A 22,849-nucleotide genomic window follows, 5' to 3' on the forward strand; every position below is an offset into this window, starting at 1 on the left:
GGATGTGTAAGCGCTGCGAGGCGTTGAGCTAACCAGTACTAATTGCTCGTGCGGCTTGACTATATAACACCCAAGACAATTGCGGATAACGCAACGAGCCAAAAGCTCGGAAATCAACATCACGTTCTTTCTCGCCTCCCAGTGATCAACGTTTTTGCCTGACGACCATAGCGGTCTGGAACCACCTGATCCCATCCCGAACTCAGAAGTGAAACAGACCTGCGCCGATGGTAGTGTGGTTCGCCCATGTGAGAGTAGGTCATCGTCAGGCTCTTAATACCAAAACCCCCGCCGGTTCGCCGTCGGGGGTTTTTTATTGCCTGGAAAAACGTCTCGAGCCCGGAAGTGATATACTCTCGCCCATAACGACATCAATAATTTTCAAGGGAGTCCCTGCAATGGCCGCAACCGATCATTTGGTCATTTTCGATACCACCCTGCGTGACGGCGAACAAAGCCCCGGCGCAACCATGAACAAGGCGGAAAAACTCCGCATTGCCAAAGCGCTGGAAAAGCTGCGTGTGGACGTTATCGAAGCAGGCTTTGCCATCGCCAGCCAGGGCGACTTTGAGGCCATCAAGGGCATCGCCGAATCGGTGAAGGATTCCACAATCTGCAGCCTGGCGCGCGCACTGGACAAGGACATTGATCGGGCCGCGGAAGCCGTCCGCCCTGCTGAACGGGGCAGGATTCATACCTTTATTGCCACCTCGCCCATCCACATGCAGCACAAGCTACAGATGCAGCCGGAGCAAGTCGTTGAGCAGGCGGTGAAAGCGGTCAAACGCGCGCGTAACCATGTTGATGACGTGGAGTTTTCCTGCGAAGACGCCGGCCGTTCGGAACTGGACTTCCTGTGTCGAATCATTGAAGCGGCCATTGATGCGGGCGCCCGTACCATCAACATTCCGGATACCGTTGGCTACGCGATCCCGGAGCAGTTCGGTGAGACCATCCGGCAGCTAATGAAACGCATACCCAATGCGGACAAGGCTATTTTCTCCGTCCATTGCCATAATGACCTGGGCCTTGCTGTCGCCAACTCTGTTGCGGCGGTTACCAACGGTGCGCGGCAGGTGGAATGTACCATCAACGGACTGGGCGAGCGTGCGGGCAATGCCTCGCTGGAAGAGATTGTTATGGCGGTTCGCACCCGCCAGGACCTCTTTAATATCGATACCCGTATCGATACCCAGCACATTGTGCCGGCTTCCCGGCTGGTATCCACCATTACCGGATTCCCCGTACAGCCGAATAAAGCCATCGTTGGTGCCAACGCCTTTGCCCACGAATCCGGCATTCACCAGGATGGGGTGCTCAAGCATCGGGAAACCTATGAAATCATGCGCGCACAGGATGTCGGCTGGCATACCAACAGCCTGGTGCTGGGCAAGCACTCCGGTCGCAATGCCTTCCGGACCCGTTTGCTGGAATTGGGCATCAAGTTTGAGACCGAAACCGAGCTGAACGAGGCGTTCACGCGCTTTAAAGCACTGGCTGACCTTAAGCACGAAATCTTTGACGAAGATCTGCAGGCCATCGCCAGCGATACCCGCCAGAAAGAGGAAGTCGGCCCTTACGATCTGGTATGCATGCAGGTGTGTTCGGAAACCGGCGTGATTCCCAAGGCCATCCTGACCATGACTATCGAAGACAAGGAGCACACCGTTGAAGCCGAAGGCAGTGGCCCGGTGGATGCCACCTTCAAGGCCATTGAATCCCTGGTGGATTCCGGGTGCAATCTGCAGTTGTACTCGGTTAATGCCATTACCAGTGGTACCGATGCCCAGGGTGAGGTGACTGTGCGTCTGGAGCGTGGTGGACGGATTGTGAATGGTGTCGGCGCAGACACCGATATCATCATTGCCTCGGCAAAGGCCTACATCGAGGCCCTCAACCTGATCACCCGTGGGGCAGTTCGTCAGCATCCACAAAGTGCGGACGTCTGAGCAGGACCGTTTGGGAAGAGTTGGAGTGAATGTGATCGGGACGGAAGCGCAAAGGCAGTTCTATCTGGCCGCTGCTGGCATTCGGATGTGGTATGCCCGTGAGGCTCTGCCCGGCGCTGCCCCAAGCCCCGCTTACGACTTCGCGGAAGGGGAGGCGGAGCCGGTTTCCGTGCCTGAGCCGGGGCCGGCTCCAGTCCGGCCAGCACAGGAGCCTGGAAAGGGCCGTGATCATATTGCGCGGCTGCAGTCCCTGATGGATGGGGAGTCGGCACCCCAGGAACGGTCCGTTGCCCGTGTGGCGTCCGACCAGGTCGAACCCACCGAAAGGGAAGCCGAAGGTCCTGTCGAAGAAGCTGCTGTGGTGACCGCCGGGAATCGCGCGGATACGCCTGGCATACCAAACCTGACACTCCAGGTGTGGGCAGGCAGGCACCACCTTCTACTGGCAACACTCTCTGAACAGACCAGCATGGCGCTGCAGCAGTCCCTGGCAGGCAATATACTGGGCGCCTTGAACGAGACAAGCCCCGAAGCACTGGGAACACTCCGTTGGCCACTGTTCAATAATCTGAGTGTTGGCCTCAATAACCCCTCCCACCTGACGGACATTCTTGCAGACCGGTTGCAGGGCCATGCTGATAAGACGGTGATTGTCCTGGGGACCGGCGGTGACTGGCTGACTGAGGCCCTGGGACGGGAGCCGGAGGTCCAGCTTTCAGCCAGCCTTGCGGCCCTGGCTGGCGATCCCGGACTCAAACGGGAATTGTGGGCTCTGATAAAGCCCTGTCGTCGGCCCTCATGATTGCCCCGGATTCCTTGCGAGAGCTGCCGCTGCAGGGAGTGGCGATCAGGCCGTTGTTACCCGGGGACTTGGTCCGGGTGCAGGAAATCGAACGGCTCAGCCATTCCCATCCCTGGTCGGAGTCTGTATTCCTGGATTGTTTTCAGGATAATTACCGGCTATGGGCCCTGGCTCGGGAAGAGCAGGTGCTGGGCTATGCAATTGTTAATTACATGGTCGATGAGGCGCATTTGCTGAATATCTGCATTCACCCGGATATCCGTGGCTGTGGCGCCGGTCGTTATCTATTGCGTCATGCGCTGGCCGAGGCCGCCCATGACGGAATGGCGATGATGATCCTTGAGGTCCGGGAAAGTAACCAAGGGGCAGCAGCACTGTATCTGAGTGAGGGCTTTGAAGAAATTGGCCGCAGGCCAGGTTATTACCCCAATGGCGCCACGCGCGAAACGGCAAGGGTGATGTCCCTGAGGTTCACCTGAGCCCGCCCTAGGCCGTATAATTACCGCTTTTCATCCATACCATTCAGGTTACCGTTTTTATGTCTAACCTTTCCCAGGAAGTGGCCAAGCGCCGCACCTTTGCCATCATCTCGCACCCGGATGCCGGTAAAACCACCATCACCGAAAAGGTGCTGCTGTTTGGCCAGGCCATCCAGAAAGCGGGCACGGTCAAAGGCAAGAAATCCGGCCAGCATGCCAAATCGGACTGGATGGAAATGGAGAAAGAGCGGGGTATCTCGGTCACTACCTCCGTCATGCAGTTTCCCTATGGCGGAAAACTGGTCAACCTGCTGGATACCCCGGGACACGAAGACTTTTCCGAAGACACCTATCGCACATTAACCGCCGTCGATTCCTGCCTCATGGTTATCGACAGCGCCAAGGGCGTTGAGGACCGGACCATCAAGCTGATGGAAGTTACCCGGCTGCGGGATACCCCGATTCTTACTTTCATGAACAAACTGGACCGGGATACCCGGGATCCGATCGAACTCATGGATGAAGTGGAGGAGGTGCTCAAGATTGCCTGTGCGCCAATCACCTGGCCCATCGGCATGGGTAAAAGCTTCAAGGGCGTCTATCATCTGCTAAGAGACGAGGTGATTCTGTACCACTCCGGCCATGGGCATACTATCCAGGAGAAGCGGATCGTCAAGGGGCTGGACAACCCGGATCTGGACGAAGCCATTGGCAGCTATGCGGACGACCTGCGGGATGAGATTGAACTGGTAAAAGGTGCGTCCCATGAGTTCGATCATGAGGCGTTCCTGAAAGGGGAACTGACGCCTGTGTTCTTCGGTACCGCACTGGGTAACTTCGGTGTTGACCATATGCTGGACGGGCTGGTGGAGTGGGCGCCATCGCCCCAGGGTCGTGAGACCGACGCCCGCAAGGTCGAGCCGGCGGAAGAGGGCTTCTCCGGGTTTGTCTTTAAGATACAGGCGAACATGGACCCGCAGCATCGTGATCGCGTGGCGTTTCTGCGGATCGTTTCCGGCCGCTACCAGCAGGGCATGAAGGCGCGTCATGTCCGTATTGGCAAGGATGTCCGCTTCTCGGACGCGCTGACTTTCATGGCCGGTGACCGTGAGCACGCCGATGAGGCCTTTGCCGGCGACATTATTGGCCTGCATAACCACGGCACCATCCAGTTGGGCGATACGTTCACTGCGGGCGAGAACATGAAGTTCACGGGCATTCCGAACTTTGCCCCGGAGCTGTTCCGCCGTATTCGTCTGAAAGACCCGCTCAAGGCCAAGCAGCTACAGAAAGGCCTGATCCAGCTGTCGGAAGAGGGCGCGGTCCAAGTCTTCCGTCCGCTCCAGAACAATGATCTGATTGTGGGCGCAGTTGGGGTGCTCCAGTTTGACGTGGTGGTCAGTCGCCTCAAGAGTGAGTACAAGGTGGAAGCGATCTACGAACCCATCAACGTGGCTACCGCTCGCTGGGTCGCCTGCGACGACGAACGCAAACTCGATGAGTTCCAGCGTCGGAATCAGGACAACCTGGCCCTCGACGGCAGTGATCGCCTGGCCTACATCGCCCCGACCATGGTAAATCTGAACCTGGCCCAGGAGCGTTATCCGGAGATCCGGTTCCAGAAGACACGGGAGCACTGACCCCGGGAGGTAATGATGTCGACGCCCATATTGTTTGACAGCCATTGCCACTTTGATTTTCCCCGCTTTGACGGGGTAAGAGATGATGAATGGGCGAGGGCCTACCAGCAGGGCCTTAGGGGACTGGTGATCCCCGGCGTGCGCCGGCCGGATTGGCCCCGGATAGCATCGCTGGTTCGGCCGAAGTCCGGTATCTGGTATTGCCTGGGAATTCATCCGTGGTTCGTTGACGAGCATGACGAATCGGACCTCGAGCGGCTGGAGGCGCTGCTGAATTCAAAACCTGAAGGTTGTCTGGCGGTTGGAGAGTGTGGTCTTGATGCGCTGCATGGCGATCTGGACGTTCAGGAGCCCTGGTTCCGTTCGCAAATTGACATCGCCGCCGCCCATGAGCTGCCGCTGGTCGTGCATTCGGTGAAAACTCACGATCAGGTGCACGGTATCCTGCGCGAAAAGCACTGGCAGGGCCGGGCGCTTATCCATGGTTTTTCAGGCAGCTATCAGCAGGCGAAGAAGCTTGTCGACCTGGGCTGTTTTATCGGTGTTGGTGGTGTTATTACCTTCGAGCGGGCCAAAAAGACCCGCGACGCCATTGACCGGCTGCCGGCTTCCGCCCTGGTGCTGGAGACCGATGCGCCGGACATGGCGCCGGCCGGGGTGGACAAAGGACAGAATTCCCCGGCCGTTCTGCCGGGCATTTTTCGGGCCCTGGTTGCTCTGAAAGGTGAAGGTGAACAGGCGCTTGCTGACCAGTTGCTGGCCAATGCCGCAGAACTGTATGGCACCGATTCCCGGTTGCTGGCTCCAGAAACATAGGGGATTAGCGAAAGCAACGAGGGTGGGGTTGGCTTTACGTTGACCATCGAGTATACTTCGCGCCCTGGCTTTTCAAGGCGATGTCACTATCTCAGCCCCGAATAGTGTCACTGCCAACATAACAGGTATGAACCTCCTCCGGATGCCTTGCATTTACCGGTGGTGGTTTTCAACGTTTCTTTTATAGCGTTCAAGGCGGAATCAATGAAGACTCTGAGTGCGAAACCAGAAACAGTAAAACGTGACTGGTACGTTGTAGACGCAGCCGGCAAGACGCTCGGTCGTCTGTCAACCGAAATCGCCCGTCGTCTGCGGGGCAAGCATAAGCCTGAGTATACTCCTCACGTGGACACTGGCGACTACATCGTTGTTATCAATGCCAGCCAGGTGCAGGTTACCGGCAAAAAGGCATCTGCAAAGATGTACTACAGCCACACCGGCTTTCCGGGTGGAATCAAATCCATCAACTTCGAGAAGCTGGTAGACAAGGCTCCCGAGCAAATCATTCAGAAGTCTGTCAAAGGCATGCTTCCGAAAGGCCCGCTCGGCCGCGCCATGTTTAAGAAGCTGAAAGTCTACGCCGGCACTGAGCATCCTCATGCAGCTCAGCAGCCCAAAGAACTCGACATTTAACGGAAGGCGGATATGTCTGTAGCACAAAATTACGGTACTGGTCGCCGCAAATCATCCACGGCTCGGGTTTTCATCAAGCCGGGAAGCGGCAACATTTCCATCAACGGTCGCAGCATTGAGCAGTTTTTCGGTCGTCCGACTCTGCGCATGATTGTTCGCCAGCCGCTGGTGGTTGCTGAATCAACTGACCGTTTTGATATCAACATTACGGTTTCTGGTGGTGGCACCAGTGGTCAGGCGGGCGCGATCCGTCACGGTCTGACCCGTGCCCTGATGGACTATGACGAAACTCTGCGTCCGGCTCTGCGCGCGGCGGGTTATGTAACCCGTGACGCTCGTAAGGTTGAGCGTAAAAAGGTTGGTCTGCGCAAGGCGCGTAAGCGTCCGCAGTTTTCCAAGCGTTAATCGACATTTTCTGTCGTTGGAAAACCCGGCTTTTGGCCGGGTTTTTTTATGTCTGGACACTCTGAAAAATTTTGATCTGGCGCAGTCCTGGCAGGTCTGTAAGCCTTTCCGGCTTGTAAGCTTGGGGCAATTTCATTACCATTTCAGCGCTTACAATTTTGGGTTGTGAAGTCCTTTGAGATGCGCAGTGACGGTTTGCCCCGTCTGCGCCTCGCCTGATGGGAGAAAACCATAATGAGTAATGGCGACGTGAGCCAAGGCCGGCGCCGGTTTCTGATCGGTGCCACGTCTGTGGTAGGTGGTGTCGGCGTCGTCGGTGCGGCCGTTCCTTTCGTGCAGTCCTGGAACCCCAGTGCAAAAGCGAAAGCAGCCGGTGCACCGGTAACAGTCAATGTCGACAAAATTGAACCGGGTCAGCAGATCACCGTTAACTGGCGAGGCAAGCCAGTTTGGATTGTCCGCCGGACACCGGAAATGATTGAAAACGTCAAGGCAATGGCGCCTCGGCTCAGAGATCCTGAGTCCAAGGAAGCGAGTCAGCAGCCAGAGTATATCAATGGCCCTCTGCGCTCCCTGAAGCCGGAATTTGCCGTGCTGGTGGGCATCTGTACCCACTTGGGCTGTGTTCCGACTTATCGTCCGGAAGTGGCTCCGGCGGACCTTGGAGAAAACTGGCTGGGCGGCTTCTTCTGCCCGTGTCACGGTTCCAAGTTCGACCTCGCGGGTCGCGTTTTTGAAGGGGTGCCGGCTCCTCTGAACCTTGAGGTGCCGCCGTACCGGTTTGATGACGAATCGACCCTGACCGTTGGTCTTGATCCGGAGGCAGCGTGATGCAGAAACTGATTAATTGGGTGGACGACCGTCTGCCAATTGTTGATGCCTGGAACAAACACCTGGCGAAGTACTACGCTCCGAAAAACTTCAACATGTGGTACTTCTTTGGCTCCCTGGCCATGCTTGTTCTGGTTAACCAGCTGCTGACCGGTATCTGGCTTACCATGAGCTACAACCCTTCAGCCGAAGGTGCGTTTGCCTCCGTTGAGTACATCATGCGTGATGTTGAGTGGGGCTGGTTGCTGCGGTACCTGCACTCCACTGGCGCTTCTGCCTTCTTCATTGTGGTTTACCTGCATATGTTCCGCGGGCTCATGTACGGCTCCTACCAGAAGCCGCGTGAGCTGATCTGGATCTTCGGCATGCTGATCTACCTGGTTCTTATGGCGGAAGCCTTCATGGGCTACCTGCTGCCTTGGGGTCAGATGTCCTACTGGGGCGCCCAGGTTATCGTGAACCTGTTTGGTGCGATCCCGGTCATCGGTGAAGACCTTTCCCTGTGGATCCGTGGTGACTACCTGATTTCCGGCATCACCCTGAACCGCTTCTTTGCCCTGCACGTGGTCGCGTTGCCGATCGTCCTGCTGGGGCTGGTGGTGCTGCACATCCTGGCACTGCACGAAGTGGGTTCCAACAACCCCGATGGTATCGATATCAAGAAGAACAAGGATGAGAATGGCATCCCGAAAGACGGTATTCCGTTCCACCCTTACTACAGCGTTCACGATCTCGTGGGTGTTGCAGTCTTCTTCTTCATCTTCTTCATCGTGGTGTTTTTCTTCCCGGAAATGGGTGGCCTGTTCCTCGAGAAGCCTAATTTCCAGCCGGCGAATCCGCTTCAGACGCCTGCGCACATTGCGCCCGTCTGGTACTTCACGCCCTTCTACGCAATGCTGCGCGCAGTGACCGTGGACCTGTTTGGTCTGCCCGCGAAGTTCTGGGGTGTCGTGGTCATGGGTGGTGCCATCGCTATCCTGTTCGTTCTCCCCTGGCTGGATCGCAGTCCGGTTCGTTCCATCCGGTACAAGGGTTGGTTGAGCAAGATTGCCCTGGCCATCTTTGCGGTCAGCTTTGTGATCCTGGGTTACCTTGGTCTGGTTCCGGCTACGCCAGGTCGTACCACTGTGGCCCAGATCCTGACTGCACTGTACTTCCTGTACTTTATTCTTATGCCGTTCTACACGCGCATGGAGAAAACCAAGCCAGTTCCAGAGAGGGTGACAGGATAATGAGAAAGCTGATTTTTGGTCTCGTTTTCGCCATGCTGCCGGCCATCGGCCTGGCAGCCGGTGGCGCGGTTCCTCTCGATCACATGGAGCCGGATCATACCAACAAGGAATCCCTGCAGCGCGGTGCCGCAATGTTCACCAACTACTGCATGGGCTGTCACTCCATGAAATACGCTCGTTATAAGCGAGTGGCTCAGGACCTTGGGATTCCCGAAGATCTGTATGAAGAAAACCTGATTTTCACTAGCGCCAAGATCGGCGAGCTGATGAAAATCTCCATGAATAAGGACATGGCTGCAGGCTGGTTCGGTGCACCGCCACCCGACCTGACTCTGGAAGCCCGTCTGCGTGGTGAGTCCTGGGTATATTCCTACCTGCGTGGCTTCTACAAGGATGAGTCCCGTCCGCTGGGCGTGAACAATGTGGTGTTCCCCAAGGTTGGTATGCCTCACGTGCTGGTAGGTCTGCAAGGCCTGTGTGCCGTGGAGCCGAACATTGGTGTGCATGCGAGCGTTGAGCCTCTCAGCGGTAACGTCAATAACGCCGACGTTTGCCCAGAGTACGCGCTGGAAGGCTCCATGGACGGTCAGGAGTTTGACCAGGCTATGTGGGACCTGACCAACTTCCTGTCTTACATGGCAGATCCGGTCAAGGTTGAGCGCGAACGTCTGGGTATTTTCGTGCTGATCTTTGTGGCCATTTTCTTTGTCGTCGCCTACTTGCTCAACCGCGAGTACTGGAAAGACGTACACTGAAAATTAGGGTATAATCTCCCGCGCTGATACCCAGCGGGCCCGTTTCGGGTCCGCTGGTTTTTGCGTTTCAGGAATATTTTCGGTTTTTAGAATCGTGAGGTAACTATATGGGCGTTGTGACCAAACGGTCATCAATGACATTTTTCTCGGATCCCACCAGCCATTACAGCCACCGTGTCCGTATTGTTCTGGCCGAGAAGGGTGTTACGGTGGACATTGTGGATGTGGATCCAGACAATCCGCCGGCCGAACTGGCTGACCTGAACCCGTACAACGCCTTGCCGACCCTGGTGGATCGGGACTTGGCTCTGTACGAGCCAAACATCATGATGGAATATCTGGATGAGCGCTTTCCTCATCCTCCCCTGCTGCCTGTCTACCCGGTTGCTAGGGCAAATAGCCGGCTCATGATTCACCGCATCCAGAAGGATTGGTGTGGTCTGGTGGACACTATCCTGGCCCAGCCTAATAGCAAAGCTGCCGAGGCCGCGCGCAAGGAGTTGAAAGAAAGCCTGCTGGCGACCGCACCGCTGTTCGGTGAGATGCCGTACTTCCTGTCGGAAGAGTTCACCATTGTGGATTGCTGCATCGCGCCCATCCTTTGGCGGCTGCCCGCAATGGGCATTGAGCTGAACGAAAAGCAGGCCAAGCCTCTACTCAAATATATGGATAGCATCTTCGCGCGGGAAGGGTTCAAGGCAAGCCTTTCCGACCTGGAAGAAGACATCCGAAGCTGAATTTCGACCTCCGATCACAGCGGCAGGAGTGGAAACCGTGTCAGACATGAGCTTTAGCATGAATTCAAGCCGGCCCTATCTGGTTCGCGCCCTGAATGAATGGATCCTGGATAACGACTGCACGCCGTACATTGTGGTTGATGCGGGCGTTCAGGGCGTTCAGGTCCCGACCGAGCATGTGGCGAACGGTCAGATTGTGCTGAATATCAGCCCAGGCGCGGTACGCGGACTGGTGGTTGGCAACGGTGCGCTTGAGTTCAGCGCACGGTTTGGCGGCGTCCCGATGCAGGTGTTCATTCCGCTGCAGGCTGTGGTTGCCATCTATGCCAAGGAAAATGGCGAGGGTATGGTGTTCGGCAGTGAGCCGGGCTCACCGGATCCTGATGGTACGGATGATCACGGTACGCCTCCGCAGCAGGAAGAGCGGCCGAATGGCAAGCCCACATTGAAAGTGGTCAAATAACAAAAGAGCCGGTTAATCCGGCTTTTTTATTACCCGCCGAAAAGTTTCTGGTCAATCTGGTCGCAGATGGCGTTGATGATAACCATCAGCAATGGCGTGGCTTCATGGGGTGGGAGGTCATTCAGGGTCAATTCGTGGTCTTCCGGGTGCATAAGCGAGGTGATGTCGGACTTCTCCCGGGCACTAAGGACGACGACCTGCATTTCCCGGTCGTGAGCGGCCTGGATGGCTTGAATCAGGTTGGCTTTGTGGCCGTCATCGACAACCACAAAGAGTAAGTCTCCGGGCTTTCCAACCGCCTGAACCTGCCGGGAGAAGGTGTCGTTAAAGCGGTTCTCGCGGCAGATTGCAGAGTAGGTTGTGGCATCCGCGCCGAGATTGATGGCTGGTAGAGCTGGTCGCTCCTGCTCCAGTCTTGAAAGCATCGCGGTACAGAAATACTGCGTCAGCACATTGGCGTTGCCATTGGCGCAAGCAATGATTTTGCCATCCTGCAGAAGGCTGCTGACACAGGCATCCGCCACACTTTCAATCAAAGGGGCTACGGTGCTGGCCGCCTGGGCTGTCTGCTCCATGTGAGTGGCAAACCACTGATGAATCTTGTGTTCGGTGTCGCTCATGATGCTGAATTAACTCGCCTGAATCGCATTTTTGATCCATTGTACCCGGTACCGGCTGGTTTGACCGGGCGTGATGCCAATGACATCAATTCTGGTTGGTGCATCCCATTGTCCGTTGCGATGAAGGTAAAAAGCTGCGGCTCGCAACAGGCGTTGCTGCTTATGCCTGGTGATTGAGCTTGCGGGATCCACCAGGCCATCGGCTTTGCGAAATCGCACTTCAAAAAAGACCAGCACGCCGCCGTCCCAGCCGATCAGGTCAATTTCCCCACCCCGGCTGTATACGTTGCGCTCAATAATGCTTACGCCTTTGCTCTGCAAGTAACGTGCGGCCACACCTTCGTAACGGGTGCCCCGGTCTCTGGCGCCTTCCATGGCGATATCTCACTTTGAATCAGGGGGCGGTGTTGCCTTCCTTTTCCTCTGTTGTGTCTGGCGTTTCCGTCAACACGGCCTTGCCATTGCGGAAGCGGGCCCAAAGCTGGTGGCGATGAATGCTGCCGTCCGGTTCCATGGTCAGTGTGCCTGTCAGGCCATCAATGCTGGCGTCTTCGATCTGACGTAACAGGGGGAGGCGCTTGCTGATCTGCCAGGCATCTGCGCCCATGGCAAAGAGCCGGCCCAGTTGCCCTTGGGTGTTGCTGAAGTGCTTTGAAGTTTCGCTTCTGAGTGCCAATTCCGGCTCAAGTACCCAGGGGATGTCGGTAAAGTTCACCTGGTTCAGGTCCCTGTCGCGAGAGGCATTTGGCGTGCCCTCGTAGACGATTGAAGGCGAATAGACAGGCAGGTCTCCGCCATAATAAAACGCAAACAGAGGGTTGAGCTGCCGTGCGATGGTGGGGGATGCGACCATGACAATGCCTTCTGCGTCCTGTCGCCGCCGGGGCTCGAACTCCACGTCCAGGCCAATGGTACGCTCAACCTCAATGGCGCGGTTACGGGAGGTGGTGATGCCCAGCAGGTCGGCAGTGACCGAGCGCAGGTTTTCATCGGGCATGAAACGGACAATGTCCAGTGCGTCTACGTCGAGCTTCGCCATACGGTCGAGCAGTGCGGCTTCCACCCGATCACCCCAGTCTCCGTGGGGAATCAGAACCAGCACATGCTGGATCTGTTGATTGGCCAACCGTTCGGCAATCTGGCGCGCTTCGTCTTCCGCAGACAGGCCGAATTGGTGGAGTCCATCCGGAATGCGGCTTTTTTCAGGCAAATAATTCAGGCCTAGAACCGGTATGGGCAGGGTGTTCATCCGGGAGAGCTCGCCCAGGGCCTGTTTGTCCAGCGGGCCTATCACCAGGTCAGCCTGGGAGTTGCTCAGTTCCTGATAAAGTTCCGAAAAAGACCGACCGCTGGTATCGAGAATGCGGATATCGGTTTTGTCCCGATCTGCGGTGTCGTCGGTATAGTAGGCTGCCAGGAAGCCATCTCGAATTGCCTGACCGGCGCTGGCCAGGCGGCCCTCAAACGGCAGGGCCAGTACAATGTTTTCAGGCCGGGTTAAGGCCAGTTCTGCCAGCAGGCGCAGCTCGGTAGGTGGGACCTGTGCCGCGGGGTGGCTCGGCCAGTTGTTTTGCCATTGCCGGACCTTGCGGCCCTGAACATCCAGGCTAGCGGCGCGGTCCTGAAGGGTTGTTGCCAACTCCAGCCAGCCCTGAATTTCAAAGCCGGTTGCAGTTTTCGTCGCTGCCTGCAGTTCGGTGGTATCCAGATCCTTGAAGTATCCCCAGATCTGGTCGTGCAACGGTTGAGGCTGGATGCTGCTGTTGAGTTGGCCGAGGAGGATCAACGATTTCGCGGCATCCAGTGGCTGTCCGGCCAGCGCAAAAGTTTGAGACTGCAGCCGGGCAGCTCGGGCCATGAGTTCATCTGGATAGGCCAGGAAACCCTCCGGTTCAAGCTGTTTGGCAAGATCTGTTGCCCAGCGCTTGTCTTCAAGCGCGACGGCGCTGGCCATGGCCAGAAGTTGCCACTGCTTTTTCAATTCGGGGGACAGGCTTACCAGTTGGTTGTCACGAAGCAGGGTCCGGGCGTTGGCGTGATTTCCCTGGTCCTGGAACCGGTTGGCGGTGCGCAGCAGATAGCTCTGAGCCAAAGTCCGGTTCTCTTCATCCGCTGCCAGCGACAGCGCCTGAGCTGGCGAGTTGGCCTGGTGGCTTCCCAGGTCGGTCGTTGCACAGCCGCTCAGCACCAGCGATAGCAGGAGCAGCATGGCCGGAATAGTAGGGGGGCAGCTTGGCTTTTTCATGGCAGGCTCGGTTGTCTCCGGATGAATGGGCTTGTGATGCCGCGAGTTCGGTGGCAAGTTTACCAGCTCCCGGCACGATTCACATGGCGTTGAGGTCATGAATTGGCTTTGTCGGGATTGCTTTTATCACACCCGGAGCTTGTTCTATGCCCAGCCCAGAGTCTCACAGTGAACGTCCAGGCGGCGTTCTATACGTGGTCGCAACACCGATTGGTAATCTACAGGATCTTTCCGAGCGGGCTCAGCTGGTCCTGTCGCGGGTGGGCCTGGTGGCTGCTGAAGATACGCGCCATAGCGGTCGGTTATTGCAGCACCTGGGGCTCAGCAAGCCCATGTTGGCGCTGCATGATCATAATGAGCGTGACCGGGTGGTACGAATTCTCGAGGCGCTTAAAGCCGGGCAGGATATTGCCCTGATCTCGGACGCGGGCACGCCGTTGATCTCCGATCCCGGGTACGTGGTGGTTCGGGAGGTCCGCGAAGCCGGCTTTCGAGTTTCGCCAGTGCCGGGGCCGTGCGCATTAGTGGCGGGGTTGTCGGCCGCAGGCCTGCCGACCGATCGTTTTCTGTTTGCGGGTTTTTTGCCGGCAAAGCGGAGCGGCAGAAGGGCAGCATTGGAAGAGTTGCGGGAGCAGCCGGCCACGCTGGTGTTTTACGAATCTCCGCATCGGATCCTGGCCTTGATGGAAGATCTGGTTGAGGTGATGGGCGGGGAGCGTGAATGTGTCCTGGGTCGGGAACTGACCAAAACGTTCGAGACATTCTACGGCGGGACGGCCCAGTCCGTCCGAGAGAGCCTCGAGGCGGACCCCAACGGTGCGCGCGGTGAGTTTGTGGTGATGGTGCACGGGGCACCGCCCGCCGGGTCCCAAGAAGCCGGCGTCTTGGATGCGGACAGGCTGTTGTCGCTGCTGGTGGCTGAATTGCCGGTCAAGAAAGCGGCGCGTATTGTGGCAGACGTTTCTGGTCTCAGTAAGAACGAACTCTATCAGCGCGCATTGGCCCTTAAAGATCAGTAATGTCTTGCAAGGGCGTGGCGCCGCGGGTATTGTCAGCCCCGAGCTCGCCAGACAGTCGCCGCCGGTTATGCCGGGGGAGGAAAGTCCGGGCTCCACAGGGCAAGGTGCCAGGTAACGCCTGGGCGGCGCGAGCCGACGGAAAGTGCAACAGAAAGTATACCGCCTAAGCGCCTTCGGGCGCCGGTAAGGTTGAAATGGTGCGGTAAGAGCGCACCGCGTGGCTGGCAACAGTCCACGGCGATGGTAAACCCCACCTGGAGCAAGACCAAATAGGAGTCCAATGGCGTGGCCCGCGCTGGACTCGGGTAGGTTGCTTGAGGTCTGTGGTGACGCAGACCCTAGATGAATGACTGTCCAAGACAGAACCCGGCTTATCGGCGAGCTCACTTTTCTTTTTATACCCAAAAAATCTTAGACCTTAGAATTACTCTTCAGAGTCTATTGCAGGTAATTGTTTTTCCTCTCTTTCTCTTCCCGTCTTCAGGTTTATCCTAAATTACCCTTCCGTAAGTTGCTGTCCTGAAAGGAACTTTTGACTACACACCGAAGCTCACTGAGCTTGCATTGTCTATTGCGGGTTTCTATAGTGTGCAGAAGTGGGAAAAAGTGGTTTTTAGTGGTTATTTGTGGATCTCAGCAGCCCGGACTCGGCATAAATGGACAACTTCCTTGGCAGCCATGCCATCAATATGGACGCAAAGGGTCGCCTCGCGATCCCGGCAAAGGTGCGCGAAAAGCTCGTGCAACTTTGCGGTGGCCGTATTGTGCTGACCGCCAATGCTGATGAAGACCGTTGCCTGTTGCTGTACCCGGAGCCGGAATGGGAGCTTTTGCTACCAAAAATTAAGGCGTTGCCGAACATGAACAAGGCAGTCCAGCGGCTCCATCGTCTGATTCTCGGGCATGCAGCCGAAATGGAGTTGGACTCCAATGGTCGGATTCTGGTGCCGCCGACTCTGAGAAATCACGCCGGCCTGGAAAAGAAACTGATGCTGGTTGGTCTGGGCAATAAGCTGGAGCTCTGGAGTGAAGAGCGCTGGTTCGCCTGTGTGGATGAATCACCCGGTGATGACGAAATGCCACCGGAAATGAAGGCGCTATCGCTATGACGGCGGAAACAGGATCAAAGGACGGTGAGGATTACCAGCATCGGTCGGTACTGCTGGATGCTGCGGTGGACTACCTCGTCAATGATGAAGCTGGTCGTTATGTCGATGCCACCTTTGGGCGCGGTGGTCATAGCCGCCTGATTCTCGGCCGGCTGGCCGGCGAAGGTCGGTTACTGGGCATCGACAAGGACCCCCAGGCCATTGAGGTGGCGCGGGCGTTGTCGGATGTGGACTCTCGTTTCTCCTGGTACCACGGTTCCTTTGCCGAGCTGTCGCAGGCTCTCGATAGTCAGAACTGGCCGCAGGTTAACGGCGTGTTGATGGACCTTGGAGTGTCGTCCCCCCAGTTGGACGACGCCAGTCGAGGTTTTTCCTTTATGCGCGAGGGGCCGTTGGATATGCGCATGAACCCCCTGCAGGCTCCCAGTGCCGCAGAGTGGTTGGCTCATGCCGACGAAAAAGACATTGCCAATGTCATCTTCCGTTACGGCGAGGAAAGATTTTCCCGCCGTATTGCGCGTCTTGTGGTGGAGCGTCGCCAGGAGATGCCCATTGAAACCACGCGTCAGCTGGCGGAGCTGGTTTCCGAAGCGGTGCCCAAGAAAGAAAAACACAAGCACCCGGCTACTCGGACCTTTCAGGCAATCCGGATTTTTATAAACCGGGAGCTGGAAGACCTGGAAGTAGGGCTGAAAGCGGCGGTCGATCGCCTGGCACCCGGAGGGCGGTTGGTGGTGATCAGCTTCCACTCCCTGGAAGACAGGGTGGTCAAACGTTTCATGAGGGACCTCGCTCGGGGGCCGAAAATTCCCAAGGGGGTTCCGGTAACAGCGGATCAAGAGGCCTCTGGCTATCGGTTGATTGGTAAAGCCAGCAAGGCGAACCAGCAGGAAATTGACGAAAACGTTCGCGCCCGAAGTGCTGTCATGCGGGTGCTTGAGCGGAAAGCGGATTAAAAGCAGATTCAGGGGAGCGCGACGCCATGGGTGCGGTAGCGATTGAACAACCAACGAAAACCAGTCGGATTAGCCGGCAAAAGGTGCGCGAGGGCTTTGCCACGGCCGTGCGGGTGTCTCGGCAGGTCTTTCAGGCAACCGGCGAAACCCGTGTCTTGATTACCCTGGCCCTGGTCGCTGTGATGACGGCATCGGCGATTGGGGTGGTGGTCAGCGCCTACGAAAGCCGCAAGCTTTTCAATGCACTTTCTGGTTTGCAGGAACAGCGTGACGCTTATCAGCGGGAATGGAGTCAGTTGCTGCTGGAGCAAAGTGCCTTGAGCGCGCACGGCCGAGTCGAAAAGCTGGCTGCCGCGCGTTTCGATATGGTGGTGCCAGGGCGTGAAGACATTGTCCTGGTGCCTTTGATGTCACCGGTAGCAACCCGATAACAACGACACAACGGGGTTAGGTGATCAATGGCTGGTCAAGGAAACCAAAGCACAGGCTGGAAGCTGAAGCTGGCGTCAGGGTTGAAGGCCTGGCGTTTCGGCACGGTGCTGGGCGTGTTCCTGCTGGTCATGGCCGGTATTGGTTGGCGCCTGGTCGATTTACAGTTGCTTGATACAGAGTTCCTGCGTCAACAGGGTGACGTCCGGTCCATTCGGGTGGAATCCATTGATGCCCATCGGGGCGTCATTACCGATCGTTATGGCGAACCGTTGGCGGTGAGTACGCCGGTTCAGACCGTTTGGGCCAATCCATCACAAGTGGATCCCGATGACCCTGGTCTGACCAAACTCGCCTCCGTGCTTGATCTGTCAAGGGCAAGTTTGCGTCAGCGTCTCGAAAACTACGCCGGACGTGAATTCATGTTCCTGCGCCGCAAAATCCAGCCGTCCCTGGCCCAAGAGGCGCTGGAGCTTGGCGTCCCCGGTGTCCATGCCCGCCGGGAATACCGCCGTTATTATCCGGCCGGCGAAGTGACTGCCCATGTTGTGGGGTTTACCGATATTGATGAGCAGGGCCAGGAAGGCATTGAGCTGGCCTACAACCGCTGGCTGGTTGGCGAGCCAGGGCGCAAGAGGGTTCTCAAAGACAATCATGGGCGAGTCATCAAGGATCTGATGTTGATTAAAGATGCGCGCCCAGGAAAAGACCTTCACCTGAGCATTGATCTGCGTCTGCAGTATCTGGCCTACCGTGAACTCAAGGCGGTGGTGGAAGCCCATAATGCCCGTGGCGGCACGCTGGTGATGCTGGATGTTAGTACCGGCGAGGTGCTGGCCATGGTCAATCAGGGGTCTTACAACCCCAATGACCGTTCACAGCTGGCGCCGGCCAACCTTCGCAATAAGGCCATTACGGATCTGTTTGAGCCGGGTTCCACAATGAAGCCGTTTACCATTGCCGCCGCACTGGAATCGGGTAAATACAAGCCGGATACGATTGTTGACACCTCCCCCGGTTATCGTCGCTTTGGCCGCTTTACTATCCGTGACCATCGCAACTACGGAGCGATGGATCTCGGCGAGATTATTGTCAAATCCAGTAACGTGGGCGCGAGTAAAATCGCCAACGACCTGGGTGGCGATGAATTGCGCACCTTCTATGCCCGGCTGGGTATTGGCCAGGGCACCGGCATTGGTTTCCCGGGGGAGGCGGTGGGCGTTCTGCCGGCGCGCTCCCAGTGGCAGCCGGTCGAGGAGGCAACCCTGTCTTACGGTTACGGGCTGAGTGTTAACGCCCTTCAACTGGCCCAAGCCTATATGGTGCTGGCCAATGGCGGTATTCGTTACCCTGTCAGCCTGATCCGTCAGGATGAAAAGCCCGAGGGTGTCCGGGTGGTGTCAGAAAAAGTAAGCATGGCCGTCCGCGAGATGCTGAAGGAAGCCGTGGCTCGCGGTACCGGCGGGCGGGCCCAGCCAAACCTCTATACCGCCGGCGGCAAGACCGGCACGGTGCATCTGGTGGGCGCAAGTGGCTACGAGAAAGATCAGTACAAGGCCATTTTTGCGGGCATGGCGCCGATGGATAATCCCCGGATTGTCACCGTTGTAGCGGTGGATGCGCCACAGGCTGGCGAATATTACGGGGGTGAAGTGGCAGCGCCCGTTTTTGCCCGTGTCATGGGGGACGCCCTGCGACTGCTGAACGTGAAGCCTGAGCTGGAAGTCAGCGGGACCAGTCGCCCGCAAGCGGCTGCCGGGGAGAGGGGGTAAAGCTATGTGCATCACCTCCATCAGCACCTTGCTCCAGGGAATCGTGGTGGTTCCGTCGGTCTTTGATGTGACCGTTCATGGCCTGCAGACAGATAGCCGAAAGGTTCGTCCCGGCGATGCGTTCATCGCCCTGGCTGGCGCCCGGTCCGCGCCTGAACAGTACGTAGGGGAGGCGATTGCCGCAGGAGCGACAGCGGTGCTGCTGGAAACGGATCAGCCTGCCGAATGCCATGAGCATCGGGAGGCCCTCATCGTTCCCGTGCCGGAATTGCGCAGCCAGCTGGGACGTATCGCCACCCGTTTTTTTGATCACCCATCGCGGCATCTTCGGGTGATTGGTGTCACGGGCACCAATGGCAAAACCTCCGTGAGCCATTACATTGCCCTTTTGCTGCAGGCGGCCGGCACACCCTGCGGGCTCTTGGGCACACTGGGATATGGTATGCCCGGGCATTTGCGACCGGCGACCCACACCACGCCAGACGTGGTGCAGGTAAATCGTGAACTCAGCCGGATTCTGGCCGATGGTGGCCGGGCGGCGGTCATGGAAGTCTCGTCCCATGCCCTGGACCAGGGGCGGGTCGACAAGCTGGCCATGACCGGGGCGGTATTCACCAATCTCACCCGGGATCACCTGGACTATCACGGCAGTATGGAAGCCTACGGCCAGGCGAAAGCCAGCCTTTTCCTGCGTGAAGAGTTGCACTTTGCCGTGATCAATTTTGATGACCCGTTCGGGCGCCAGCTCTATGGTCAGCTTGAAGGGCAATGTGACCGCGTGCGTTACAGCCTGCACGAAGCCCAGACCGAGCTTTGGCTCAAACGGTTCACGCCGACAGCCACAGGTTTCCAGGCCCTGGTGGATGGTCAATGGGGTGAGTTTGAGCTGGAAGCACCTTTGTTGGGAAGTTTTAACGCCGGCAATCTGTTGGCTGCGTTAGCAACTGTATTGATGTTGCGAGTACCGCAGGATGCCGCCGTCAAGGCCTGTGCCAGCCTGGTTCCTCCGCCGGGAAGGCTGGAACGTTTTGCCGGAGCCGATGGCCGCCAGGCGGTAGTGGACTACGCCCACACGCCGGATGCCCTGGCCAACGCGTTGGCCGCCTTGCGCCCGCATACCCGGGGTCGTTTGATCTGCGTGTTTGGATGTGGTGGCGACCGGGACCGGGGCAAGCGAGCCGAGATGGCCCGCGAGGCCGAAAAGGGCGCCGACCTGGTGATTGTGACCGATGACAACCCACGCAGCGAAGCACCGAAAGCTATTGCCAATGACATTATTCAGGGTTTTTCGGGAAGCGCACATCACGAAGTGCTACATGGCCGGGCAGAAGCCATTGCCCACGCGATTGGAATGGCCGGACCGGACGACGTGGTCCTGATCGCTGGCAAGGGCCACGAGGACTATCAGGAGATTCAGGGCGAGAAGTTGCGGTTCAGTGACGCCGAGCAGGTCCATGAGTGCTTGCACCAGAGTGGGGGTGTGGCATGATGCGCGACTTTTTGTTGTCACAGGCCTGTCAGTGGTTGGAAGCGCGGCCTGCTGGTGCCGATGCTGACCTGGATTCCCTGCGGTTTAGTGGCGTGTCCACGGACACCCGAACCGTGAGCGCCGGGCAACTGTTTGTCGCCCTGCGTGGTGATCGATTCGATGGCCACCAGTTCCTGGAGCAGGCTCGGAGCCAGGGAGCGGTGGCAGCCGTGGTGGATGCAGCGGATAGCTCGGTGGCACTGCCTCAACTGGTGGTGCCGGATACATTGACGGCCCTGGCGGCTCTGGCATCGGGAAACCGGAACGAGAGTGCTGCCCGGCTGATTGCCATTACCGGCAGCAGCGGCAAGACCACCGTGCGCCAGATGACCGCGTCGATTCTCGAGCGCATGGGGTCTGCGCTGGCGACCGAGGGCAACCTGAACAACCACATTGGCGTGCCCCTGACCCTGTTCCGGCTGGAGCCAGGGCATGCCTATGGCGCCATCGAACTGGGTGCCAGTGGGCTGGGCGAGATTGCCTGGACCGTGGCCCTGGTGCGCCCGGAAGTGGCGATCCTGACCAACGCGGGTCAGGCCCATCTGGAGGGCTTTGGAAGCTACCAGAATATCGTGAGCGCGAAAGGCGAGATTATTGATGGGGTCCCGGAAAACGGGACTGTGGTGCTGAATCGGGACGATCCGGCCTTTGAGCAGTGGCTGAAGCGGGCCGATGGCCGCCGGGTACGCAGCGTATCGCTGGCTGGTTACCCGGACGCCGACTACCGCGCCGATAACCGGCAGGTGAGTGAGCAGGGCGTGTCTGCCGATGTGTATGGGCCGGAGGGGTGGCAATTCCGGCTGGAGCTGCCGCTGGCGGGAGAGCACAACCTGATGAACGCCATGCTGGCCATCGCCGCCTGCCGCGAACTTGGGGCCTCGGACCAGCAACTGGCAGAAGGGCTGTCCGTCCTGACCCCGGTCAAAGGCCGGTTGCAGATCATCAAGGTATCGGAACAACTGACGCTGATTGACGACAGTTACAACGCCAACCCGACCTCCATGAAAGCGGCGCTGGATGTGTTGGCCGGTTTTTCGGGCACCCGGGTGGCGGTATTCGGCGCCATGGCCGAGTTGGGACAAGACTCGGAGGCGTTGCACAGGGAAGTGGGAGAGCATGCCCGTATCAGAGGCATTGAACGTTTGCTGGCTGTGGGGCCGGGAGGTGAGGCCTATGCCGAGGGATTCGGGGCAAAATCAGAAGTTATGCAGAACCATGACCAGGCCGTTCAGGCGATCGGGGATACAGCCCCCGGTCCAATGACTGTACTGGTGAAGGGTTCTCGCAGTTCCGCCATGGATCGTGTGGTGGAAGGCATTCAGAACAAGGTGACAAATTCATGCTGCTCTGGCTGACAGAGATACTCTCACAATATTTCACGGCGCTGACGGTGTTTCAGTACCTGACCCTGCGCGCCATTCTGGGCGTGTTGACGGCGCTGTTGATCTCGCTGCTGATTGGGCCGTTCATGATCCGCAAGCTCAGTCAGTACCAGATTGGCCAGGCGGTAAGAGACGACGGACCCCAGACACATCTGAGCAAGGCCGGCACGCCCACCATGGGCGGTGCGCTGATCCTGGTGGCTATTGCCGTTTCCACATTGCTTTGGGCGGATCTGGGTAACCGCTACGTCTGGGTGGTGCTGCTCGTTACCATGCTATTCGGTGTGATTGGCTGGATTGATGACTACCGGAAGGTGGTTGAGCGCAATCCGCGCGGCCTGCCGGGGCGCTGGAAATACTTCTGGCAGTCGGTGATCGGTGCTGCTGCGGCCATTGTGTTGTATTTCAGTTCTTCACTGCCTCAGGAGACCTCCTTGTATTTGCCGTTCCTGAAAAACGTGTCGATCACCATGGGGCCGGTTCTGTTCATCCTGCTCTCATATTTCGTGATCGTCGGTAGCAGTAATGCGGTCAATCTCACCGATGGCCTGGATGGCCTGGCGATCATGCCCACTGTCATGGTGGCGGGTGCCCTGGCTATTTTTGCCTACGTCACCGGGCACGCGCAGTTTGCCGAATACCTGCTGATTCCCCACTTGCCGGGGGTGGGCGAGTTGATCGTGTTCTGTTGCGCGCTGGTGGGCGCCGGGCTGGGCTTTCTCTGGTTCAACACCTATCCGGCCCAGGTCTTTATGGGCGATGTGGGTGCCCTTGCGCTGGGCGCTGCCCTGGGCGTGGTGGCGGTTATTGTTCGTCAGGAAATTGTACTGTTCATTATGGGTGGCGTTTTTGTGATGGAAACCATCTCGGTGATCCTGCAAGTGGCGTCGTTCAAGCTGACCGGGCGCCGGATCTTCCGGATGGCGCCGCTTCATCATCATTTTGAATTGAAGGGCTGGCCCGAGCCGCGCGTTATCGTGCGGTTCTGGGTCATTACCGTGGTTCTCGTATTGATTGGCCTGGCCAGTCTGAAAATCCGATAGGAAG

General features: G+C 57.7%; 23 protein-coding genes, 1 rRNA gene and 1 other RNA gene. 22 read left to right on the forward strand and 3 right to left on the reverse strand.

Annotation, left to right across the window (positions count from 1 at the left end; all coding sequences use genetic code 11):
* Positions 1–157: 157 nt before the first annotated feature.
* From rrf to BY454_RS04130, 13 genes are all read left to right on the forward strand, one after another.
* Positions 158–271 (forward strand): 5S ribosomal RNA (gene rrf, locus BY454_RS04070).
* Between the two features lie 127 nt (positions 272–398).
* The gene (locus BY454_RS04075) at positions 399–1,949 is read left to right on the forward strand and encodes a 2-isopropylmalate synthase (RefSeq protein WP_104415528.1); all 1,551 of its coding nucleotides are present in this window, start codon (positions 399–401) and stop codon (positions 1,947–1,949) included.
* A gap of 31 nt (positions 1,950–1,980) precedes the next feature.
* Entirely contained in the window at positions 1,981–2,751 is a 771-nt protein-coding gene (locus BY454_RS04080) for a hypothetical protein (protein WP_146082685.1), read from the forward strand.
* Positions 2,715–3,230, forward strand: a complete 516-nt coding sequence (gene rimI / locus BY454_RS04085; RefSeq protein WP_308471492.1) for a ribosomal protein S18-alanine N-acetyltransferase — start codon at positions 2,715–2,717, stop codon at positions 3,228–3,230. The genes BY454_RS04080 and rimI overlap by 37 nt, the downstream gene beginning before the upstream one ends.
* Positions 3,231–3,289: 59 nt before the next feature.
* Positions 3,290–4,870, forward strand: coding sequence for a peptide chain release factor 3 (gene prfC, locus BY454_RS04090; RefSeq protein WP_104415530.1), 1,581 nt, complete (start codon positions 3,290–3,292; stop codon positions 4,868–4,870).
* Between the two features lie 15 nt (positions 4,871–4,885).
* The gene (locus BY454_RS04095) at positions 4,886–5,686 is read left to right on the forward strand and encodes a TatD family hydrolase (protein WP_104415531.1); all 801 of its coding nucleotides are present in this window, start codon (positions 4,886–4,888) and stop codon (positions 5,684–5,686) included.
* A 204-nt stretch (positions 5,687–5,890) separates the two neighbouring features.
* A complete protein-coding gene (rplM, locus tag BY454_RS04100; protein ID WP_091704371.1) occupies positions 5,891–6,319 on the forward strand; it encodes a 50S ribosomal protein L13 in 429 nt (142 codons plus the stop codon).
* A 12-nt stretch (positions 6,320–6,331) separates the two neighbouring features.
* A complete protein-coding gene (gene rpsI, locus BY454_RS04105; protein WP_104415532.1) occupies positions 6,332–6,724 on the forward strand; it encodes a 30S ribosomal protein S9 in 393 nt (130 codons plus the stop codon).
* A 234-nt stretch (positions 6,725–6,958) separates the two neighbouring features.
* Positions 6,959–7,555: a ubiquinol-cytochrome c reductase iron-sulfur subunit gene (gene petA, locus BY454_RS04110; protein WP_104415533.1), complete on the forward strand. Its 597-nt coding sequence runs from the start codon at positions 6,959–6,961 to the stop codon at positions 7,553–7,555.
* Entirely contained in the window at positions 7,555–8,787 is a 1,233-nt protein-coding gene (locus BY454_RS04115; RefSeq protein ID WP_104415534.1) for a cytochrome b, read from the forward strand. The genes petA and BY454_RS04115 overlap by 1 nt, the downstream gene beginning before the upstream one ends.
* A complete protein-coding gene (locus BY454_RS04120) occupies positions 8,787–9,542 on the forward strand; it encodes a cytochrome c1 (RefSeq protein ID WP_104415535.1) in 756 nt (251 codons plus the stop codon). Before BY454_RS04115 ends, BY454_RS04120 begins: the two co-directional genes overlap by 1 nt.
* 107 nt (positions 9,543–9,649) lie before the next feature.
* Positions 9,650–10,279 carry a glutathione S-transferase N-terminal domain-containing protein gene (locus BY454_RS04125; RefSeq protein ID WP_104415536.1) on the forward strand — a complete coding sequence of 210 codons (630 nt, stop codon included), beginning with the start codon at positions 9,650–9,652 and terminating at the stop codon, positions 10,277–10,279.
* Between the two features lie 58 nt (positions 10,280–10,337).
* Positions 10,338–10,742 carry a ClpXP protease specificity-enhancing factor gene (locus BY454_RS04130; protein WP_258075558.1) on the forward strand — a complete coding sequence of 135 codons (405 nt, stop codon included), beginning with the start codon at positions 10,338–10,340 and terminating at the stop codon, positions 10,740–10,742.
* Positions 10,743–10,771: 29 nt separating this feature from the next.
* On the opposite strand, the gene BY454_RS04135 is transcribed toward BY454_RS04130, so the two are convergent.
* Genes BY454_RS04135 through BY454_RS04145 form a run of 3 tightly spaced genes read right to left on the reverse strand, consistent with a single transcriptional unit; the run spans position 10,772 to position 13,607 of the window.
* Entirely contained in the window at positions 10,772–11,362 is a 591-nt protein-coding gene (locus BY454_RS04135; RefSeq protein ID WP_104415538.1) for an SIS domain-containing protein, read from the reverse strand.
* Positions 11,363–11,371: 9 nt separating this feature from the next.
* Positions 11,372–11,737 (reverse strand): YraN family protein, encoded by a 366-nt coding sequence (locus tag BY454_RS04140; protein ID WP_104415539.1) that lies wholly within the window; start codon positions 11,735–11,737, stop codon positions 11,372–11,374.
* Between the two features lie 19 nt (positions 11,738–11,756).
* Positions 11,757–13,607: a penicillin-binding protein activator gene (locus BY454_RS04145; protein ID WP_104415540.1), complete on the reverse strand. Its 1,851-nt coding sequence runs from the start codon at positions 13,605–13,607 to the stop codon at positions 11,757–11,759.
* 146 nt (positions 13,608–13,753) lie between these two features.
* On the opposite strand from BY454_RS04145, the gene rsmI reads away from it, so the two are divergent.
* The 9 genes from rsmI (at position 13,754) to mraY (ending at position 22,845) form a co-directional block, all read left to right on the forward strand.
* The gene (gene rsmI, locus BY454_RS04150; RefSeq protein ID WP_104425539.1) at positions 13,754–14,626 is read left to right on the forward strand and encodes a 16S rRNA (cytidine(1402)-2'-O)-methyltransferase; all 873 of its coding nucleotides are present in this window, start codon (positions 13,754–13,756) and stop codon (positions 14,624–14,626) included.
* Positions 14,627–14,665: 39 nt separating this feature from the next.
* Positions 14,666–15,016, forward strand: an RNA gene (gene rnpB, locus BY454_RS04155) — RNase P RNA component class A.
* A 266-nt stretch (positions 15,017–15,282) separates the two neighbouring features.
* Entirely contained in the window at positions 15,283–15,735 is a 453-nt protein-coding gene (mraZ, locus tag BY454_RS04160) for a division/cell wall cluster transcriptional repressor MraZ (protein WP_104415542.1), read from the forward strand.
* Complete coding sequence (gene rsmH, locus BY454_RS04165) at positions 15,732–16,691, forward strand: 16S rRNA (cytosine(1402)-N(4))-methyltransferase RsmH (RefSeq protein WP_104415543.1); 960 nt, start codon at positions 15,732–15,734, stop codon at positions 16,689–16,691. Before mraZ ends, rsmH begins: the two co-directional genes overlap by 4 nt.
* 26 nt (positions 16,692–16,717) lie before the next feature.
* Entirely contained in the window at positions 16,718–17,122 is a 405-nt protein-coding gene (ftsL, locus tag BY454_RS04170; protein ID WP_104415544.1) for a cell division protein FtsL, read from the forward strand.
* A gap of 27 nt (positions 17,123–17,149) precedes the next feature.
* Positions 17,150–18,892 carry a peptidoglycan D,D-transpeptidase FtsI family protein gene (locus tag BY454_RS04175; RefSeq protein WP_104415545.1) on the forward strand — a complete coding sequence of 581 codons (1,743 nt, stop codon included), beginning with the start codon at positions 17,150–17,152 and terminating at the stop codon, positions 18,890–18,892.
* A 4-nt stretch (positions 18,893–18,896) separates the two neighbouring features.
* Positions 18,897–20,381, forward strand: a complete 1,485-nt coding sequence (locus BY454_RS04180) for a UDP-N-acetylmuramoyl-L-alanyl-D-glutamate--2,6-diaminopimelate ligase (RefSeq protein ID WP_104415546.1) — start codon at positions 18,897–18,899, stop codon at positions 20,379–20,381.
* Positions 20,378–21,775, forward strand: a complete 1,398-nt coding sequence (locus tag BY454_RS04185; RefSeq protein ID WP_104415547.1) for a UDP-N-acetylmuramoyl-tripeptide--D-alanyl-D-alanine ligase — start codon at positions 20,378–20,380, stop codon at positions 21,773–21,775. The genes BY454_RS04180 and BY454_RS04185 overlap by 4 nt, the downstream gene beginning before the upstream one ends.
* The gene (gene mraY, locus BY454_RS04190) at positions 21,760–22,845 is read left to right on the forward strand and encodes a phospho-N-acetylmuramoyl-pentapeptide-transferase (RefSeq protein ID WP_104415548.1); all 1,086 of its coding nucleotides are present in this window, start codon (positions 21,760–21,762) and stop codon (positions 22,843–22,845) included. The genes BY454_RS04185 and mraY overlap by 16 nt, the downstream gene beginning before the upstream one ends.
* Positions 22,846–22,849 lie beyond the last annotated feature (4 nt).

It is taken from the genome of Marinobacter persicus (assembly GCF_002934325.1).
In the GTDB taxonomy this organism is placed as follows: domain Bacteria; phylum Pseudomonadota; class Gammaproteobacteria; order Pseudomonadales; family Oleiphilaceae; genus Marinobacter; species Marinobacter persicus_A.